Genomic DNA, 18,769 nt, shown 5'->3' with positions numbered 1-18,769 from the left:
TCATTTAAAAATATACATTGCTATGATCGTCCCATGCGAAACGAATGTCAATTGTAAGGATAATGTAAGGTTGGCTACAGATGGGCTACAGTTTCGATTGATACGCTGATGGTACACATCCAAAACAGGAGGAAAAACATGCGAATCTGGGAAATTGCCTTATTCATCGCGAACTTTACGCTGATTCTCGGCAGCGTTCTGGTTACTAGGAAACGGGGGCGCTCGTTTTACGGGTATGCCTGGGCCACCGCCGCAACGGCAGTTCTTAGCTTGGTTCAAATAATCGCCGAAGGATATCGCTGGCAGATGCTTCCCGTCTACGCAGCCAGTCTTGTCACCGGAGGCTTGGCCCTGCTCCGCCGGCATACGTCGCGAAAAGCGGAGGCCCGGGCAGATACGCTGCCGGAAAAACCGCGCGCCGCAGCCAAAGGACTCCGCCGCGGAATCGTGGCGTTTCTGTTTCTCGTATATGCGGGAGTGTCGGTCGCGCTGCCGACCCTTCTGCCCGTCTTCAGTTTCGCCAAACCCCAAGGGCCGTACCCGGTAGGAACCACGACGATGATGCTTGAAGATCCAAGCAGGGAAGAACCGGCCACCGCAGACCCTGCCGATCGCCGAAAGCTCATGATTCAAATCTGGTATCCGGCCCAAGCCGGTACCGGAACGGGGCCGGCCCCCTACATCGAGCACCTGCCGGAAATATTGGACGGCTTGCGCCAGGCGATCACCCTTCCCCCGTTCCTGCTGGGCCAGCTCAAATACGTGCATACCGATGCAATGCAAAATGCGGAACCATCCAGGGAACAGGAACGTTACCCGGTGCTGCTGTTTTCCCACGGATTAACCGGCTTCCGGAACCAAAACACGTTTCAGGTGGCGGAACTCGCCAGCCGCGGATATGTCGTGGTCGGCATCGACCATACCTACGATGCGGCCGCCGTCGTTTTTCCGGACCATACGGCCACGCTAAAGCTTGAACATACATCCGGCTTCGATGCTTATGTGGACAAAAGCAGATTATGGGTCCAAGACGCCAAATTCGTGTTGGATCAACTGCAGCGTTTGAACGATCCGAGCCAAAAAGGGATGTTTTCCGGCAGGCTCGATCTAAACAAGGTCGGCATGTTCGGACATTCCTTCGGCGGCGCCACGGCAGCGCAAATGCTGCTGGCGGATGGACGGGTCAAAGCAGCCCTGAACATGGACGGCACGCTTTACGGCAAGCCTGTGCCGGAAGGCGGCTTCGGCAAACCCTATCTGCAAATGAACGCGGAGCTGAGCATCAGCCGGGACGTCTTCGACAAATCGCTGGATCAGGCGATCCAGCAATCCGGCCGCAGCCGGGAGGATTACGAACAATTTTGGGACGAGTCCGCGAAACGACGCCAGCGGGCCACTGCCTCGAGCGAGGCGTATTCGGTCACTTTTGCCCACGCGAACCATATGAGCTTTACCGATTTTTATCTGTTCTCGCCGCTGCTTCACCCGAAAGGAGCCGAACCGAGGCAGACGCAAGCTTCGATCAACGCGCTCACCGTTGCATTTTTCGATCGTTACGTCAAGGGAAATCCCGGTCCCTCCATCGAGGAGGTTGCCGGCCGCCTTCCGGGCGTAACCATGCCATAGCCGCACAACGTATCCACGTACCGCAAAGAAGCCCCGGGCATGCCTGCCCGGGGCTTTGGTACGTCTTTAGCTTAATATGTTTTGTTTGTGCAATTTCCGATCCGGATTTTGCAGTAACGCGGGACCGGTTTTGCGTTCGATCGCTTTGTGAATGAAATACAGGCTGATCCCTGCAGCCGCCTCGTCCCCGTCCTTCAGCCGTTTTTAGCACCCAACTTATTCATCGGCCGTCCCATAATCTTTGATCGTTAGGTTGACCTCATACCGGATCGGAACCTCGCTAAAGGTTTGATCCCAATCTTTTTTGACTGTTTTCCATACATGAGGATATGCAATTCTCAATTTGTTTCCGAAGCCGGCAACGTCCGTTTTGTATTCATGCTGAATTTTATCCAATACATTCTCTACTAAACGCTCCACCTCTTCTTCGGCCGCTTTTTCCGCTCTTTTCAAAAAGTCCGTTTCGATGGTTTTCTCCGAAACCACCCAATGCTCGGCGATTCTTCCTTCAGACTCGATTTCTATTTTAAATGAAATGTTGTTTCCATCAACGCGGGGCTTCATTTTGCTTTTCATGGACAACACCTCGTATACTATGGGCTCACCTGTCTTTTTGTCCACGCTTTTAACCAAACCGCCCTTCCCCTCTCCGATGATCCACGTTAAGCCTTCCAATTCCTTTTCATTCAAAAATCCGCGCAGCTTTCTGGTTTTCCCTTCAATGACGGCAGCTCCTTCAAATTTTATGTCGCCACTCGCCGACGAGACGACATTTTGCAATAGAAAGCTGGTCCCGGAATGCAGCTTCCCCTCGATCTTGGTCAGTGTTGTCGGTGGTAATATCTTGGTGGTTCTGCCGTGGCCATGTGTCATTTCAACCAGTTTAAACGCTGGAACTTCCATCGGCTTTTTCGAATCCAGCGTTTGGCTCGCCCGGTTCTGAGCGATGAGAAGGAGGCAGCTTGGCCTCATTTCCTGTTCCCTAATAAAAAAATCCAAGATCTTTTGCAGATCCAAGGTACGTGCAAGATCCCCGCCAATAATAATCACTTTTGAATGCTCGGCAAAGGCGCGCTTTTCGATTCTTAATATCATATTGCGTAAGGTCGGGATGATCGCATCTCCGGTTTCGGAAACGTTGTTATAAGCTTTTGGTTGTGAAGAAGCGTTTTTTGTGCCTTTGCCTGTCGTCTCTGCGGTGACAAACTGATTGGTTATCGTAATTCGATCCCGGCGGGGAGACCCGCCTGCTTGACCAGCAGATTCTTCCCGGGACTCCTCCTGTGTGTCCAGATCCAAAGAAGTGCCTACAACCAGGCCTAAATCCTCAATTTCTTTACTGCTCCAGCATCCTGTAAGAGACAGGAGTGTAAGAACCAACAGCGAAATCAAAAGGTTTCGTACCGTAACGTGCTTCAAGCTTTTCCACCTCTCACGCTCGATACCAGAAGCAAAATGACTGGCAGTACGGCAAATAATAATAACGCGGCATTGCCGACCATATCCCCGAATTTAAACAGGTCATTGATATCTTTTGGAACCATGGCAATGAGATAAATAATCGGAACCAAGCCATAAACAAATGGGCGAATCTTCTTTTTGAAAAGTTGGGCCAAACCTAAAGCAGCCGCATAGTAGGTAATCGTAAAGGTCGTGAATATTTGCATAATCCAGATGACAAGCAGCAAAGATTCAAACCGTTCAAAGATCAACCCGGGGATCTCGAAACTTCGCATCAGCTCCAGCGTAGGCCATGTACTCATGACCGCTCCGTCGATTGACAGGGCTCCGATGACCATGACAACGGTGATGACGTAAAAAAGCAAAGGGATGAATACGCCAATCAGAACGACTTTTGCGGCTTTGTCCGGCTGTTTCATAAATGCTACAAGGAGCAGCATAATTTCACAACCTAAAAAAGCGAGCGTAGTTGTCTTGATTCCCTTGAGCATAGGGACAACTCCCAATCCTAATACGGGACGGAGATTATCTATTTCAAATATGCCTAAACTCAAAAAAGCAACCAGTAAAAAAATGATGATCGTAATAGGAAATATAATTTCGAACAATCGGGCGATCGCATTGATTCCGCCTATGATCAGATAAAGACCTATCCATATAAAAGGAAGGATGATGGCCCAGGTGGGGGTTCCTTCCAGCAAAAAAAGCCCGGTTACTTCTGCCATCGTTCTGACTTCATATGCAGAAAGAGTAAAAAAGTAACCTATAATAAGCAAACTGAGGAACCCGCCCACCCACGTTCCTACAATTTCCTGGCTGTATTGATAGAAGGTTTTTTCGGGGTATCGCTGGTTTAATTTCACGATGATCAGCCCTATGATCATGGCGATGATCCCGCCCAAAATAACGGTGATCCACACATCGGGTGTTTTCACCTTCTCCACGGATGTTCGGGGGAGGGTGAGGATCCCGGCTGCCAGAATGTAATTGACGAGGATAACCGCTGCCTGCAAATTCGTAATTTGGCCTTTTGGACTACTCATGTTGGTTTTATTTCCTTTCATAAAGAGCTATCCTTTACGCATGGAATCTTTCTTATGTATCGCCTTCCGAAAGCGTCTCATTTTCACAAGCGGCATTCGAATCATAAAGTCTTTCCAATCACTCACTCGATACGGAACGACCGGCGTGATAAAAGGAACGCCAAAACTCTTCAGCCTCACTAAATGGCTGCAAAGGAAAAGGAAAAACAAAACCACCCCGTACAATCCATACACCGCCGCGAAAAACATGGCTGCAAAACGAAGCATGCGAAACGAAATTCCGGCGCTGTATTGAGGGATAGCGAAGGAGGAAATCGCCGTCAACGCCACCACGATCACCATAATAGGACTGATAATCCCCGCTTGTACGGCTGCTTCCCCTATGACTAATCCGCCAACGATCCCCATGGCCGGACCAATAGGTGTAGGCAATCGCAGACCGCCCTCCCGCAGGATCTCGATCGAAACTTCCATGATCAGGGCTTCGATGATGGCGGGAAACGGTACCCCTTCCCTCGTGCCCATGATGGACAAGGCCAGTTTGGTAGGGATCAACCCTTGGTGAAACGAGACGAACGAAATATACAGGGAGGGTCCAAAAAGCGAGATGAGGGCTGCAAAATATCGTAATAAGCGGATGAGGAAACTCGGCATCCAACGATCATAATAGTCTTCCGGTGAGTGCAGCATCATACTTAATGAAGCAGGAACGATCAAAGCGAAAGGCGTCCCGTCCAACAGGATGGCAACTCGTCCTTCCATCAAGGCACTGTATACGCGGTCGGGGCGCTCCGTATTCTGTACTTGCGGAAAAGGACTGAGGTAATTGTCCTCGATCAGCTGCTCTACATAGCCTGATTCCGGCACATCATCGATATTGATTTTTTTGATTCTTTGCTGGACCTCTTCCACCAAAGCAGGATCAGCCAGATCTTGGATATAGGCGATGACGAGTTCTTTTTTTGAACGCTCTCCTACTTGAAACTTGATGATGGATAAGTTGTTGTTGCCGCCTTGCTGTCGTAAGAGGGCGGTATTATCTTTTAACGATTCCGTAAAACCTAACCGCGGGCCTCGAACCAACGGCTCCGATGACGGTTCTTCCATATTGCGCGACTTCCCTTTGGTTGTACCGAGAATGAGCGCATTCCGCACGCCGTCCACTAACAGGGCGGTCGAACCCGTCAATATCTTGGACGCCAGATCTTTTGCATGACGTGCTTCCGTTACTTCACCAATGGTAAGAACTTGATTTTTAATATACTCTTTAGAAACAGGGCCTTGCACAAAGGCTGGCTCCTGATGATGTTTTTCCGAGAAGCTCGCCATCAGCGATTTCATAATGTGTTTGTCGATAAGTTCTTTATCCGACAGTCCATCCACAAAAATGACGGCAGCACAAATGCCTGTGCCTCCGATCTGAAACTCCCTAAAGTGCACATCCGAGTTATGACCGATTTCTTTTCTCACCCGTTCAAGATCTAAGGCAAAATTCCCCGTAAATGGCTCTAATGAGGCTTGGGCAGCATTCCATGTGTTGTTTTCTTTATTTTCATGTTGTTCCATCGTTGGTACCTGCCATGTTATTTTCCTTCGTCTTCCTTGGAGTGATGAATCCATTTAAAAAACCTTGAGAGCACATACGGAATCGCAAATGCAATGAAACCCTGCATAAAAACCTTCCAATCCGGAAGGTAGAAAAGCACCATTTTCCACATGTCGGCCCCCTGTTAAGGCAACATTTGCGTCGTATAGACAAGAATCCCTGTAATTCCATTATGGTCTAAGCAACAACCGTTTATTCTTCATACATCGACTATGCAGGAGTTGAACGGATGATCATTGGAATGGATGCCCCCACAGAAGCTTTTCGTTCCGTGCAGGGGGTAGCCTGGGGACAGGAACGTAGAGCGCCTAGCCGGCGCTTTTTCCGGTTAAGGCCGCTCGTTAACAGCCTGGATATCTCTTTTTCGGCGTACGCTAAAAAGAGCCTTTGCCGCGGTAACGGCAAAGGCTCGGGGGACAAAAGGCTGTGCATCTTTCTACATTTTCTTCAAACCTGGTCTTTGGGCCTCAACGAATTCAAGTCGATTTACTTCCGAACGACAGTGTATCCTTTATCCTGCAGCAGCTTGATGATGCCGTGCTCGCCCAAATAGTGAGCCGCCCCAACCACGATGAAATACTCTTCTTTTTTGCCGTTTTTCAAGTATCCGTCGATTTTTTCGGCCATTTTCTCGTTTCGGTCGATCAGCATCGCTTTGTTGTATTCCGGCTCGGAGGCCATGCTGTTGGTCAGCTCGAGCAGCTGCTCGTCATTGCCCGTTTTCCACATCTCGGCCATCTTGTCTACACCGTCATCCAGCACGTCGAAATTGTCCAGCGCGGTGTTCAGGTTTTTCTCCTGCAATTCCTTGGAGAAGCCGTTGAACATGCTCAATTGGGACTCATAGGATTCCAGCTCGACCACCGGGATTTTGCGTTCGATCGCTTTTTGGATGAAATACAGGTCGATTCCTGCAGCCGCTTCGTATCCGGCCTTCACCGATTTCAGACTGCTGATTGTGGTTTCGACGACCCACGGTTTGAAGGCATCCAAGGCATCCGGCTTCATGCCGCTTTGCTGCAGAATTTTGCCCAGCTTGGCGTACGTCTCGCCGGAAATATGATTCTTCAGCGTCGTTCCGTCCTGATACATGCCCATATCCATGACCATCTTCTGCTGCGCTTCGTCGGCCGCTTTGCTCAAATCGATCTCGACGCCGAGATAGTCGGCCTCGGCAAACGCTTCTTCAAACTCCGGACGCAGCGGGTAAAAGCTGTCATCCGCAATATGGATCGAGCCTACCAGATACACCGTATTCCCGTTGTTCTCCACTTCCCACATGAAACCTTTGCCGCCGGTCTTGGCGGTTTCGGCTCCCTTGGAAACGAGCAGAACCGTGCGCGTGTTGGCATCCCAGCGAACCTCGTAACCCGCTGCGTCGCCAACCACCCGAATAGGCGCATAGGTCACGCCGTTGATGCGTTTGAGTTTGCCTTTCAGCGTAATCGTTTTGCCGTTCACGACGGCGTGAATCGTATCATTCTCCGCGCCCGTCAGCTTCGCATCCATGGCCTGGAGCGTCGATTTCAGCGGAACATACGTGGTCCCCTGCTCGATGATCGGCGCCCCTCCGGCATATTGAACGGCATGGTTATTCACTTTGACTGCCGGCTGCTGCGGAGCGGCCATGACAGGCGCAGCCGTGGCCATGAGTCCCGCCGAGATCGTGATGGATAAGAGCATTCGTTTCCAATGTTTCATGTTGGATTCTCCTTAAAATGAAATGAGTATTTGGATGATATTCAAATCTTGTACGCCTTCATCGCTTTGCGAAGCTCTTTGAACGACGGACGTTTGCCGTACATCAGAACGCCGGTGCGGTAGATCTTGGCCGACAACCAGCCGAACACGATGATCGATACGACGAGCAGCGCCAGGGAAATCAGAATTTGCCAGGTCGGCACGGTACCCATTCCGATCCGCACCAGCATCGCGGTAGGAGCCGTGAACGGGATGAAGCTCGTGACTTTGATCAGCATCGTTCCCGGCGAGCTGATGCTGAAAATGCCGATGTAGAACGCGGCAAGCCCAAGCATCGTAATCGGCATGACCGCCTGCCCCAGCTCTTCGGTGCGGCTGACGATGGAACCGACGGCGGCATACAGCACCGCAAACAGGAAGTAGCCGACAATGTAAAACACCAGACCGTACAGCAGCACGGAAATATTGAGATCGGTCAGGCTCAGATGGAACTCCTGAAGCATGCCCACGTTGTTCGGCAGCATGAGGTTCGCTGCCACCACCACGCCAAACACGGCGATTTGAACGAGCCCTACCAGGAAAATCCCGATGATTTTGCCGAACATTTGGTTCAGAGGTTTCACGCTCGTAATGAGAATTTCCATAATGCGCGAGCTTTTTTCGGCGGTGACTTCCGCGGCGATCATGTTGCCCGTCATCATGTTGGAGCTGAAGAACAAAATCATGAGAAAATAGACCGTGACGTAATTCATGATTTTCTGGTTTCTTTCCTTTTCCGTGTCCCCTCCGGCATTGGCCTTCGCCTCTTCGGATAAGTCAAGCGAGTCCAGGCTTACCGGTTTATTCAGGGCGGCGATTTGCTCCGCGGTCAAGGCATCCTTGGCGATCATGGCCGTTTTGACGTTTTGCAGCGCTCCTTGCAAATACGTGCTCAGCCCTTGCCCCATTCCGCCTTCGCCGGCATATACGACTTTCGGAAAAGACGAATCGGCCGGATCCTCCTCGAACTTCAAATACCCTTCAAGCTTGCCGTCCTTCACGTCCTGCTTCAACGGATCTTCGGCATTTCCTTCATATTTCACAAACGTATAATCCTTGTTACCCGAAGCCGCCGCATACTTTTCCAGCTCGGACGCCACGGCCTGCCCGCTGCCGGTCAAAAGGCCGATTCGATCCGGGCCGTCGTCCCCGCCGCTGAATTGTTTGATGAAATACGGCACGTTCATCCCGATCGTGATCAGAATGGCCAGCACCAGCGTCGTAATGAGAAATGATTTCGTTTTGACTTTATTTTTGAACGTAAAACCGATAATCGTCCCCAGATTGTTACTCATTGGATTCACCCACCTCTTGAATGAAGATTTGGTTCAACGTCGGCTCCTTGATTTCGAAGCGTTCAACGACGGTCTGCGCCATCGCATGCTGCAAAATCAGCTGAGCCGTATCCAGCGTGCCGATCTTGATCTGGTATCCCCGCTCGTTGCGTTCCACCGATTTGACGCCCGGGATGGATTCCAGCCGTTCCACCTCTCCCTCGGTATGCAGCACGACCTCTTCCCGCGGGTAACGGCTTTTGATTTCCTTGATATCCCCCTGCACTACCGTATTAGAGCGATGAAGAATCGTGATGCGGCGGCACAGCTCCTCGACATGTTCCATCCGGTGCGTGGAGAACAAAATGCTTGTTCCGTTGTCCCGGAGCTCTTTGACCGTCGCCTTGAGCAGTTCCACGTTGACCGGATCCAGGCCGCTGAAGGCTTCATCCAAAATCAAAATTTGCGGCTTGTGCACGACGGCGGCGATAAAACCCATTTTTTGCTGATTGCCCTTGGACAGTTCTTCAATCCGCTTATCGTAATACTCCGGCACTTCGAACCGGTCGAGCCAATAACGCAGGCTTTTGTCCGCGTCCTGTTTGGACATCCCGCGCAGCCGCGCCAGATAAACGATCTGCTCGCTGACCTTGATCTTCGGATACAAGCCTCGTTCCTCGGGCAGATATCCCATCACCCGCGTCAGTTCATTGCTGTAGGGCTTGCCGTGGTAACGGATTTCGCCCCCGTCCGGATAAATGAGCCCCAGCACCATCCGCATCGTCGTCGTTTTGCCGGCGCCGTTTGCGCCCAAAAGACCGTAGATTTCGCCCTGCCCTACCTGGAGCGATATGTTGTTCACCGCCGTTTTTTCCCCATACTGCTTAAACACGTGATCCAATTGCAACGATACCATGCGTTTAATCTCCTTTCCCTGACTGCATTCCCGCAGGCAGATGGCCTTTGAGCCACAGGCTTAATATTTCATCCAACTCAAGCGTTCTCGTCTTTAACACCGAGATGCCCGAGTCGTGCAAAATCCGTTCCGCTTGCAAACACTCCGTCGTAATCATGCGCACCACGCCATGGAAATCCTGCTGGACCTGAATGATGCCGGGCAAATCCTCGGCCAGGTCCATGCCGCCGCTGATCCAAAGCTCTTTCCAATTGTCCATCAGGCCGTCCTTTTCCGCCATGCCGTGGAGCTTGCCGTGATGCAGGAGCACAACGTAATCGGCCAGCCTTTTCACTTCCTCGACGATATGGGTCGAAAGCAAAATGGTTGCCTCCCCGGATTCCATGTACTCGCGAAGCTCGTCGATCATCAGCTTCCAAGCGAACGGATCGAGCCCCGAGGAAGGTTCGTCGAGCAGCAGCAGCTTGGGGCGATGCGCCAGCGCGGCGGATATTTCGTATTTGCGCCGCTCCCCCTTGGACATTTTTTTCAGCTTGATGTTTCTGGGGACCTTAAATTTTCCGAGCAGCTCCTCAAAATACGTCTGATCCCACTCCGGATACCATTCCGCCCGGAACTCGGCGGCTTCCTCCGCGGTCAAATTGTCCTCTTCGACGCTGGACTTTTCCGACACGAACCCGATTTGGCGCCGCACCTGCTGCGGAATCTCGTAGGGATAACTTTCGCCGAACCAGGCAATGTCGCCCCGGTCGGGAAAAACGATTTTCAAAATCATATGAATGAGCGTGCTTTTGCCCGAACCGTTTTCCCCGATCAATCCGATGACGTATCCTTTAGGCAGCTTCAGGTTGATCGGGCCGATCAGCTTTTGCCGCATTTTTTTCTCGACGCCCTTCATTTCGATGGCCGTTTGCTCCATTATGACTCACCTTCCTTCCCGTCCGGATGATATTTTTTATGCAAAATAGCCAGAAACAGCCGCTTCAGCTCTTCCTCTTCGTATTTCACGGACATGCCGACGTCCACCGCCGAACGCAGCGCCTCCTCTACCGCTTCGCGCCTGAAGGTCTCCCGTTCCGTATCGCCGACCTTGGCGACAAACGTTCCGGTGCCCTGCTTCGTTCGCAGCAGCCCTTCGCTTTCCAGGTCCTGATACACCCGGCGGACGGTAATGACGCTGCAGTTCAAACCTCCAGCAAATTCCCTGATGGACGGCAATAGGGTCCCCTCCTTGATTTGCCCGCTGATGATCAGCGACCTTAACTGGGATTCGATCTGATGATAAAGCGGTTCAGCGCTATTTTCATTCAGTTGTATTGGGATCCACACCTTTCGCACCTCACCTCTTGCTTTCCCGGTCAGTACGCCGCTTTCGGCAATTCTGCCAGAGGTCAGCCTTTAATCCAATCCTTATTCCGGTCGGGTTACACCAAGTCTCTGCTTCTCAGTTTAAGCCGTGTTAACCTCGTAAACACCGTCAAACTCGCGGCCGCTGCCGCAAGCATGCCCCACATCAGGGGGGAAAGCAGCTTCCACCGGGTCCCCGCCTCGATCGAATAAAGCAGCATGTTTCCGCCGCATATTTTAATGACGACCGCCGCTGCAATCGCTCCACCAAACAGGATTAACGTCGATCTGAAATACGCTTTGCCGTGTTTGGCAAATTCAAAATACATATAAGGTCCCGAAATCGCCAGTCCATAACCGATCCATGTCAACGCAAAAGCCGCATAACCGGCCAACGATATGCCGCTTCGTATCGGTTCGGCGGTCCAGAACATGATCCCGAAAAATACGATGCCATTGATGCTGAAAGCGATAAACATCTGCAGCAGGCGATAGCTGATAATGACGTGATCCGATATCGGCAGCGCCCTGAAATACGCCAGCATTTGCGTATACGAATCCTCGCTCAAATATTTGAAGGATCTTCGGCTGAAATAAAAACCCAGCATCGGAATGAGCAGCAAAAACATCCCGTCGGTGACCGGGCTTACGTATTCCGGCGCTTCCATCTGCCCCCGAACGGCCATCCCGATCATCACCGCCATATATACCGCATAAACAACGGTCCAAACCAGATATCTTTTCTCACATCTCAGGTCCTTCTGCATGATGAACCAAGCTTTTCTCGCGTTTTCCAAAACGGCTCTCCCTCGCTCCCGTCAAGACTTATCCGTCAGGTTAAAATTGTTCCATCTTCTCAGGTGTGCATATGCCACGTTTACTGTGCTCACTGTATATATCTTTATACACAGTATACAGGGTGAAGCACACTCATGCAATAGCCGTTTCGCTAAAAGTTTGGAAAAATTTATGGGACGAAAAAAAGGCCCGAATCCGCCGTAACGGATCTCGGGCCTTGCTGCGCAAGGACTTGATCACTTATCAATAAATGAATGCAGCCGGATACTTGGCAAAAAAATCAAGCATGTTTTGCATAACCTTCAGCTGGGCTTCGGGCGCTTCGATTTCCAGCATCGAAAAAGCGTTATGGTCCTGCCCTGTAAAGCGGTAGGCCGCCCCGAACGTCTGATAGGCTTCGGCGTCTTTTTGCATGCGATATTGAACGACATGTTCGTTCAGCATCGAACGTTTTTCGAATGCCGGCAGATCCGGGATCATCCCTTGTTCTTCCGCCCATGCCTTCATACCCGGAAAATAACTTCCGATCCTTTGAATCGCGCATCCGCCGCAGGATCCCGTGTCCAGGTACGTCATGCGGATGCGGGGGTTGGACGGGTCTTGGAGCTCGATTTTGACTGAGCCGTCCATGCCGGTATCCGCCGTCACGACCTTCCAGTGGCGCGGAGCCAGAAGCAGATAACCGTGATTGCTGCCTTCATTCAGGAAAAAGGCTCCCCAATGCGCCAATTCAGGAACCGGAATGGTGGTTCCCCGCAATATCGGCAAATCCTTATGCGGAACATTCGGCGGCGTCATCCCGCCGTAAAACGTTCCCGAGATGCAATACAGCGGAATCTGACCGATGCCTTCTCCCGGTTGATCCAGCTTCAGCACGCCGCACTGCACGCTTGCCTGCTCGCTTGTGCTTGCAGGGCCGCCTTGCCCTGGGCTTGAATTGCCTTCCTGGCCCGAAGCGGGCTGGTCCTCCGGACGCTGACCGGTTTGTTCTTGATCATGCTGCTTGTCTGCCGACATCGAGCCGGGGGTTGATAACGAGGTGGTAAAAAGCAGGATTAGCATAACGGCAGCCGCCAAGATGTAAAGCCTTCCCCTCATATTCCCCGATGAAGTTTTGCCGATACGTTTCATGTGGATCCCCGGACTTTCTTTAGTGATTTGGAGTTTCACTCTTATACTCTTTAGACGTAATGAGGGACCATAAAGTTATCAATTTTTTAATTTTTCTGTAAATTGTCCGACTTGATGCTTTCACCCCTTATCATGATCATCCGGTTTACCCGCGAAAAAGCGCACAAATACTAATATGAGGGAGAAAAAACAAAAAGACCTTTTCATTTGGCCTGCATGTATCAGATGCCGAAGCACCTCCAGGTCAACTCGAAAAGGTCTTTCTTAAAGCCGTTCACTCGAACGAACATATTCGCTTGGTCAAGCGCCCAAAATAACGTCCCAAACCGGTTTCGTATGCCCGCCCGGATACAAGACGTAAAGCAGGACATAAACCACGACCCCCGTAATGGCGGTAATGAACCAGATGGTTGCCGCCACTCTTCCCCATTTCCGGTGCTTCGCGAATTTCTCCTTGAAGCCAAGCACCAGCGTCGTTATTCCGAACACCGCAGCTACGGTCGCTAGGGTAATGTGGAAGATGAGGAAGATCTGATAGTATACTTGAAGCTCATCCGAGCCGCCCCAAGAAGTGTTGCCTACGAATGCCGTTCTGGACACGTAAATGATGAAAAACAGGAGCGCCGCAACGGCACCAAGGATCATCACTTTTTTATGGGCTTCCCGTTTGCCGCGAATAATGAGCGCCCAGCCTATAGCCACCAAAATCGCGCTGATGACGATAAACGACGTGCTGATGGTCGGCAGCAGCGTATATAAATCCATCGAAATCCTCCTTACTTCACAAAAGCGGGCGGTTTACGCCCGATTCAATGAACCTTCGTTAAACTCGGCAGGCGGAATGTCTTCTTCCTTATTTTCAGCCCGATACCAGCGGAAAAATACTCTTCCCAGCATCGAGGCGAAAATGAACTCCTGTATGAACTTCATGACGATGCCGCCTACCTGCTGGTCGACCTTCGTGCTCATGATGTTAAAAAAGGTTGGGCCGCCAAACGCTTGCAGAAGCTTGGACGGATCGCCCGACACGCAGTATCCCATCGCTTCGGCCCATACGTTCGGATCGCTGAATGTGGCGTACATCGGCTTGGCCGAAAAAATGATCAGGCCGCAAGCCGGCGTCAGGAGCACCATGTTCAAGAAAATATAACCGATTTTGGCCAGCCCCGAAGCTTTGTCTTTTTCCGGGAGCGGATTGATCAGCGTCCACCACATCAAAATAGCCGCAATGAACAGCACCAGATAATATAGACGGTGCACGGCAAAATGCAGCATGACGTAGTCATGTACCGCCGGAAAATGGTAAAACGAAAACAAGCCGTTAAATACGAGCGCAGCGACGATCGGACGGGATAAAAACCCCAGCTTTTTGAACGGATTCACCTTTAAAATCGCTCTCCACAACCACGCCGGTATCCCCATCATTAGCAGCGGCGGCGCCACCAGATAGGATAATGCCATCGTCGTCATGTGGAACGTAAACATCATATGTCCGAGCAGACTGATTGGGCCGCCTTGAGCAAGGTATAACACCAGCATACCGCAGACGAAGCTGATTTTTTTGCTTACAGGGACGGGTTCGCTCCCCGCAAACCTCTCGCTAAGCGGACCGATCACGACGAAATATGCAGCCGTTACAAGCAGCATAAACGCCAGAAACAGCGGACTAAACAATTCGCTAAAGCTAAAATATTCTAACCCCAGCATGTGAAAACCTCCTCTCAAGCGGTATCAGTTCTGTCGAATTTGTGACAATGGCCTTCCATTGAAAAAAAGAGGGGGCAACAAAGCCCGCCTCTTTATCTATTTTACCACCATACCCAGTACAATGCTGTGACAATCGCCGTACCGGCTACGAAAAATCCGCCGATCATGAAGATAATCGGAATCAAATGACCGCGATCCTTCAAGTGCATCCAATAACCCATTTGGACGAGAACCTGAAGTATGGCCATCACCAGGAGCAGCAGCACGGTAAACGCGGCGTTCACTCCGCCCGCCATAACGGCCGCAAAGGCAATGGCTGTCAGAATGATGGAGAAAATGAAAACGATGATATGCTTTTGAGGCCCCTCGTGGCGCTCGCTATGTTTCACGATGCCACGATTCGCCTGATGTTCTGTCGTCATATCTTAGCCCACCTTCCCGAGCAGGTAAACGACCGTAAAGATGAATACCCAAACGACGTCGATAAAGTGCCAGTAAATGGCCGACACGTAAATCTTAGGCGCCGTTACGACCGTCAAACCTTTTTTAAAGAGCTGTCCAATCAGGATGGAAATCCAGACGACCCCGAACGCAACGTGTGCGCCGTGGAAGCCGACCAGCGTATAAAACGCCGAACTGAATGCACTGGTCGTCATGCCGAATTTTTCGGCATGGACGTATTCGGCAAATTCGTAAATTTCAAGGCAAAGGAAGGCCAGACCCAAAAGGACCGTAATCGCAAGCCAGCCGCGCAGCGCGCCGACCTTGTGGCGGTGCATCGCCTGAACGGCGAACACGCTGGTCAAGCTGCTGACGAGCAGGATCAACGTCGTGATCGCCGTCATCGGCAGTTGGAAAAGTTCGCTCGCGGTAGGACCTTCATTCGTTTGATTGCGAAGCGCCAGGAACGTCGCGAACAGGGTACCGAACAATACGGCCTCTCCGCCAAGGAAGAGCCAGAAGCCGAGTACTTTATTGCGGCCTTCTAACGTCGCCTTTTCCGGTTCGTGCGGCAAAGCGCCTTCTGTGTGCGTTGCACTCATGCTTTTACCCCCTCTTCCTCCAGCTCTTCTACTTCGATATGCCAGCCGTGATCGTCATACAAGGAACGAAGCAGCATGGAACCGAACGTGATGACCAGACCGATGATGACAACGATCCAGTTGTTGAAAATCATGCTCATAAAGGAATTCGAGAATTGCTCTTTGCTGAACATGAATCCGAGACCGGCAATGAAAATGCCGACGGACATGACGAAAGGCAAAATGGTTGGCGACGGCATGTGGATCGGACCCAGCGGTTCCGCAGGAGTCATTTCCTTGTTGCCGGCCATTTTTTCTTTCCAGAAAGCATCGATGCCGCGTACGAGCGGAATTTGCTTGAAGTTGTATTCCGCAGGCGGAGACGCGATGGTCCATTCCAGCGTACGTCCGTCTTCCCAAGGATCGTTGGCAACGCCTTTCGGTTTTGCCCAAGTCGCAAACGCATTGATCAGGAAGACCAAAATGCCGATGCCCATCAGGATGGCGCCGATCGTACTTACCAAGTTCAGCGTGTCGAAATTCTGGTTAGGCAGGTACGTAAATACGCGACGCTGCATCCCCATCAGACCCAGGAAGTGCTGCACGAAGAACGTCAGATGGAAACCGATGATAAAGAACCAGAAAGAAATTTTGCCGAGCGTTTCGTTCAGCATGCGGCCGAACATTTTCGGCCACCAGTAGTGCAAGCCTGCCAAGAGGCCCGATACGAGACCGCCCACGATAACGTAGTGGAAGTGAGCGACGACGAAATACGTGTCATGGAACTGGAAGTCGGCAGGAGCCGAAGCCAGCATCACGCCTGTTACCCCACCCATAACGAATGTCGGGATAAATCCGATCGCAAACAAGTTTGGACTCGTGAAACGGATCTGCCCGCCCCACATCGTGAACAGCCAGTTAAAGATTTTGATGCCCGTAGGCACCGCGATGAGCATCGTCGCAATCGAGAACAGCGCGTTCGCAACCGGTCCGAGACCCGTCGTAAACATGTGGTGCGCCCAAACCATGAAGCCCAGGAAGGCGATCAGGATCGTAGCGAATACCATCGAGCTGTAACCGAAAAGACGTTTGCGCGAGAATGTTGGTATAACCTCGGAAATGACGCCGAATGCCGGCAGGATGAGGATATACACTTCAGGGTGGCCAAAGATCCAGAAGATATGCTGCCAAAGAACGGGGTTACCGCCATTGGCGACTTCGAAGAAATTCGCTCCCAAAATCCGGTCGAACGACAGCAATACCAAACCTACCGTAATGGCAGGGAATGCAAACAGGATCATGGCGGACGTGATGAAAGACGTCCATGTAAACATCGGCATTCTCATGAAAGACATGCCTGGGGCGCGCATCGTGATGATGGTCGCCAGGAAGTTGATGCCCCCGATCAGCGTACCGAGACCGGCAATCTGAAGGCCGACGGTGTAAAAGTCGACGCCATGCGAGGTGCTGTAAGTATTTGTCGAAAGCGGGGTATATGATGTCCAGCCCGCGTCTGGAGCTCCACCCATAATCCAGCTCAGGTTAAGGAGCAAGCCGCCGAACAGGAATGTCCAGAAGCCCAGAGAGTTCAAAAACGGAAACGCGACGTCGCGCGCGCCGATCTGCAGCGGGATCACCGCGTTCATCAGCGCGAAGATGACAGGCATGACGCCCAGGAAGATCATCGTCGTTCCGTGCATCGTAATCAATTCGTTAAAGGTTTGCGCCGAGACGAAATCATTCATCGGCTTAATCAGCTGCAGCCGGATCAGAATCGCTTCGATGCCGCCGATCGCGAAAAACAAACCGCCGGCCAGCAAATAAAGAATGGCTATTTTCTTATGGTCGACTGTCGTCAGCCAATCCATCAAGCCCTTGTGGCGCTTGACACTATGAGCATGAGCCAAGGTTGGTACCCCCTTATAAAAAATCTTGCTGTTGATAACGATTGGCGCGTTCAAAAAATGCGAATCGGCGCCTTAGTAGTTCAATTTGTAGTTAGCCAAGTAATCGGCAATGCCATCGATTTGTTCGTCTGTCAGACCCAAATCTTTTGGAGCTGGCATTTTGTTGCCCGGTTTGACGGCTTGCGGATCTTCAAGCCATTCCTTAAGGTTTTCCTTCACCGGTTTGCCTCCGTCTTGACCCTCGTTCAGCAAGATACCCGCAACAGATTCACGCGAACCGATGCCGGTAAGGTTCGGGCCCACAGGACCGCCTTGGTCACCTACAGCATGGCAAGACAAGCAAGATTTTTTGAACGTTTCGGCCAGTGCCTGATCTTTAGGCAGAACCGCAGGCGCTTTCATTGCGGCTACCCATTTATCAAACGCATCCGGGCTTACCGCCTTGACCTTGAATTCCATCAGCGCGTGCGAAGCCCCGCAAAGCTCGGCGCATTTACCGCGGTAAACGCCTTCTTTGTCGGTCTTGAAGCTGAATCTGTTAATCGTTCCATCCGGGTTGGTGTCCATTTTACCGGACAAGGACGGTACCCAGAAGGAGTGGAGAACGTCCGCCGTCTTCAGTTCGAAGGCAATGTTTTTGCCCGTCGGGATCATCAGTTCCTGAGCGGTTTTCACGCCGTATTGCGGGTATTCGAACTCCCACCAGTACTGGTGGCCGGTTACTTTTACCTGCACGGAACCCTTCTCATTGTAATGATCGTCGCCAAAAGCAAAAATCTTTTGCACGGTCGGTACGGCAAGAATGAATACCAGAACGAGCGGAATAACGGTCCAAATGACCTCCAGCTTGAAGTTGCCTTCCACTTGTTTCGGCACTTCCGTTTGTCCCTTTTTCCTGCGGAACTTAATCAAAACGTACACCGCAATTGCAAATACGACGATCAGGACGACGATCATGATCGTGATTGAAAGCTTCATCAAATCGTACTGTCCTTCCGCCACAGGCCCCTGTGGTCGTAATGCCGACAAGTCCTCGCGGCCGCACCCGGCTAAAAGCAGAGAAAACACTGCGAGCAAGGGAAGAAGTCGCTTTACAGCCTGCCACCGTTTCATCATTGATCTACCCCACTTTTTACATTTTCACAGGCGCCGCCAAAGAGGCACTAGGCGGTCTCATACCTGCGCTATAAC

Annotated in this window: 17 protein-coding genes; 1 reads left to right on the top strand and 16 read right to left on the bottom strand. The window is 51.4% G+C overall.

Translation table 11 applies throughout. The features are described 5' to 3' along the window. The first annotated feature begins 138 nt into the window (after positions 1–138). The gene (locus tag MKY58_RS02285) at positions 139–1,626 is read left to right on the top strand and encodes an acetylhydrolase (protein ID WP_339323286.1); all 1,488 of its coding nucleotides are present in this window, start codon (positions 139–141) and stop codon (positions 1,624–1,626) included. A 216-nt stretch (positions 1,627–1,842) separates the two neighbouring features. Here MKY58_RS02285 and MKY58_RS02280 read toward each other — a convergent pair whose 3' ends face one another. The 16 genes from MKY58_RS02280 to coxB all read right to left on the bottom strand — a co-directional run bounded on the left by MKY58_RS02280 (position 1,843) and on the right by coxB (position 18,694). Further along, positions 1,843–3,045 (bottom strand): Ger(x)C family spore germination protein, encoded by a 1,203-nt coding sequence (locus tag MKY58_RS02280; protein ID WP_339323285.1) that lies wholly within the window; start codon positions 3,043–3,045, stop codon positions 1,843–1,845. Beyond that, the gene (locus tag MKY58_RS02275) at positions 3,042–4,151 is read right to left on the bottom strand and encodes a spore germination protein (RefSeq protein ID WP_339323284.1); all 1,110 of its coding nucleotides are present in this window, start codon (positions 4,149–4,151) and stop codon (positions 3,042–3,044) included. Before MKY58_RS02275 ends, MKY58_RS02280 begins: the two co-directional genes overlap by 4 nt. 6 nt (positions 4,152–4,157) lie before the next feature. Continuing rightward, complete coding sequence (locus tag MKY58_RS02270) at positions 4,158–5,696, bottom strand: spore germination protein (protein ID WP_339323283.1); 1,539 nt, start codon at positions 5,694–5,696, stop codon at positions 4,158–4,160. Positions 5,697–6,222: 526 nt separating this feature from the next. Continuing rightward, positions 6,223–7,437 carry a TraB/GumN family protein gene (locus MKY58_RS02265; protein ID WP_339323282.1) on the bottom strand — a complete coding sequence of 405 codons (1,215 nt, stop codon included), beginning with the start codon at positions 7,435–7,437 and terminating at the stop codon, positions 6,223–6,225. 41 nt (positions 7,438–7,478) lie between these two features. Further along, positions 7,479–8,771, bottom strand: coding sequence for an ABC transporter permease (locus MKY58_RS02260; protein WP_339323281.1), 1,293 nt, complete (start codon positions 8,769–8,771; stop codon positions 7,479–7,481). Then, positions 8,764–9,666, bottom strand: coding sequence for an ABC transporter ATP-binding protein (locus MKY58_RS02255; RefSeq protein WP_339323280.1), 903 nt, complete (start codon positions 9,664–9,666; stop codon positions 8,764–8,766). Before MKY58_RS02255 ends, MKY58_RS02260 begins: the two co-directional genes overlap by 8 nt. Before the next feature lie 4 nt (positions 9,667–9,670). Further along, on the bottom strand, positions 9,671–10,585 hold the full coding sequence (locus MKY58_RS02250) for an ABC transporter ATP-binding protein (RefSeq protein WP_339323279.1): 915 nt from the start codon (positions 10,583–10,585) through the stop codon (positions 9,671–9,673). Beyond that, positions 10,585–10,995: a GntR family transcriptional regulator gene (locus tag MKY58_RS02245; RefSeq protein ID WP_339323278.1), complete on the bottom strand. Its 411-nt coding sequence runs from the start codon at positions 10,993–10,995 to the stop codon at positions 10,585–10,587. The genes MKY58_RS02250 and MKY58_RS02245 overlap by 1 nt, the downstream gene beginning before the upstream one ends. 95 nt (positions 10,996–11,090) lie before the next feature. Continuing rightward, the gene (locus MKY58_RS02240) at positions 11,091–11,810 is read right to left on the bottom strand and encodes a hypothetical protein (RefSeq protein ID WP_339323277.1); all 720 of its coding nucleotides are present in this window, start codon (positions 11,808–11,810) and stop codon (positions 11,091–11,093) included. Between the two features lie 244 nt (positions 11,811–12,054). Then, a complete protein-coding gene (locus tag MKY58_RS02235) occupies positions 12,055–12,873 on the bottom strand; it encodes a DUF4850 domain-containing protein (RefSeq protein WP_339323276.1) in 819 nt (272 codons plus the stop codon). A 369-nt stretch (positions 12,874–13,242) separates the two neighbouring features. After that, a complete protein-coding gene (locus MKY58_RS02230; RefSeq protein ID WP_339323275.1) occupies positions 13,243–13,707 on the bottom strand; it encodes a DUF420 domain-containing protein in 465 nt (154 codons plus the stop codon). Positions 13,708–13,740: 33 nt separating this feature from the next. Next, positions 13,741–14,649, bottom strand: a complete 909-nt coding sequence (gene ctaG / locus MKY58_RS02225; RefSeq protein WP_339323274.1) for a cytochrome c oxidase assembly factor CtaG — start codon at positions 14,647–14,649, stop codon at positions 13,741–13,743. Positions 14,650–14,750: 101 nt separating this feature from the next. Beyond that, positions 14,751–15,071, bottom strand: a complete 321-nt coding sequence (locus tag MKY58_RS02220; RefSeq protein WP_212952253.1) for a cytochrome C oxidase subunit IV family protein — start codon at positions 15,069–15,071, stop codon at positions 14,751–14,753. A gap of 3 nt (positions 15,072–15,074) precedes the next feature. Beyond that, complete coding sequence (locus MKY58_RS02215) at positions 15,075–15,692, bottom strand: cytochrome (ubi)quinol oxidase subunit III (RefSeq protein ID WP_036708785.1); 618 nt, start codon at positions 15,690–15,692, stop codon at positions 15,075–15,077. Next, the gene (ctaD, locus tag MKY58_RS02210; protein ID WP_052146912.1) at positions 15,689–17,539 is read right to left on the bottom strand and encodes a cytochrome c oxidase subunit I; all 1,851 of its coding nucleotides are present in this window, start codon (positions 17,537–17,539) and stop codon (positions 15,689–15,691) included. The genes MKY58_RS02215 and ctaD overlap by 4 nt, the downstream gene beginning before the upstream one ends. A 111-nt stretch (positions 17,540–17,650) precedes the next feature. Then, positions 17,651–18,694: a cytochrome c oxidase subunit II gene (coxB, locus tag MKY58_RS02205; RefSeq protein ID WP_036708780.1), complete on the bottom strand. Its 1,044-nt coding sequence runs from the start codon at positions 18,692–18,694 to the stop codon at positions 17,651–17,653. Between the last annotated feature and the right edge of the window lie 75 nt (positions 18,695–18,769).

Source organism: Paenibacillus sp. FSL W8-0194 (assembly GCF_037969745.1).
Classification (GTDB): Bacteria; Bacillota; Bacilli; order Paenibacillales; family Paenibacillaceae; genus Paenibacillus_AQ; species Paenibacillus_AQ cookii.
The sequence above is the reverse complement of the archived record's forward strand: the minus strand, read 5'-3'. Positions and strand labels throughout refer to the sequence as shown.

Excerpts from the sequence above, each read along its gene's own strand:
- ctaD (WP_052146912.1), bottom strand. The coding sequence starts at position 17,539 with ATGGATTGGCTGACGACAGTCGACCATAAGAAAATAGCCATTCTTTAT.
- coxB (WP_036708780.1), bottom strand. The coding sequence starts at position 18,694 with ATGATGAAACGGTGGCAGGCTGTAAAGCGACTTCTTCCCTTGCTCGCA.
- MKY58_RS02265 (WP_339323282.1), bottom strand. The coding sequence starts at position 7,437 with ATGAAACATTGGAAACGAATGCTCTTATCCATCACGATCTCGGCGGGA.
- MKY58_RS02230 (WP_339323275.1), bottom strand. The coding sequence starts at position 13,707 with ATGGATTTATATACGCTGCTGCCGACCATCAGCACGTCGTTTATCGTC.
- MKY58_RS02250 (WP_339323279.1), bottom strand. The coding sequence starts at position 10,585 with ATGGAGCAAACGGCCATCGAAATGAAGGGCGTCGAGAAAAAAATGCGG.
- ctaG (WP_339323274.1), bottom strand. The coding sequence starts at position 14,649 with ATGCTGGGGTTAGAATATTTTAGCTTTAGCGAATTGTTTAGTCCGCTG.
- MKY58_RS02235 (WP_339323276.1), bottom strand. The coding sequence starts at position 12,873 with ATGCTAATCCTGCTTTTTACCACCTCGTTATCAACCCCCGGCTCGATG.
- MKY58_RS02285 (WP_339323286.1), top strand. The coding sequence starts at position 139 with ATGCGAATCTGGGAAATTGCCTTATTCATCGCGAACTTTACGCTGATT.
- MKY58_RS02215 (WP_036708785.1), bottom strand. The coding sequence starts at position 15,692 with ATGAGTGCAACGCACACAGAAGGCGCTTTGCCGCACGAACCGGAAAAG.
- MKY58_RS02270 (WP_339323283.1), bottom strand. The coding sequence starts at position 5,696 with ATGGAACAACATGAAAATAAAGAAAACAACACATGGAATGCTGCCCAA.
- MKY58_RS02275 (WP_339323284.1), bottom strand. The coding sequence starts at position 4,151 with ATGAAAGGAAATAAAACCAACATGAGTAGTCCAAAAGGCCAAATTACG.
- MKY58_RS02220 (WP_212952253.1), bottom strand. The coding sequence starts at position 15,071 with ATGACGACAGAACATCAGGCGAATCGTGGCATCGTGAAACATAGCGAG.
- MKY58_RS02260 (WP_339323281.1), bottom strand. The coding sequence starts at position 8,771 with ATGAGTAACAATCTGGGGACGATTATCGGTTTTACGTTCAAAAATAAA.
- MKY58_RS02255 (WP_339323280.1), bottom strand. The coding sequence starts at position 9,666 with ATGGTATCGTTGCAATTGGATCACGTGTTTAAGCAGTATGGGGAAAAA.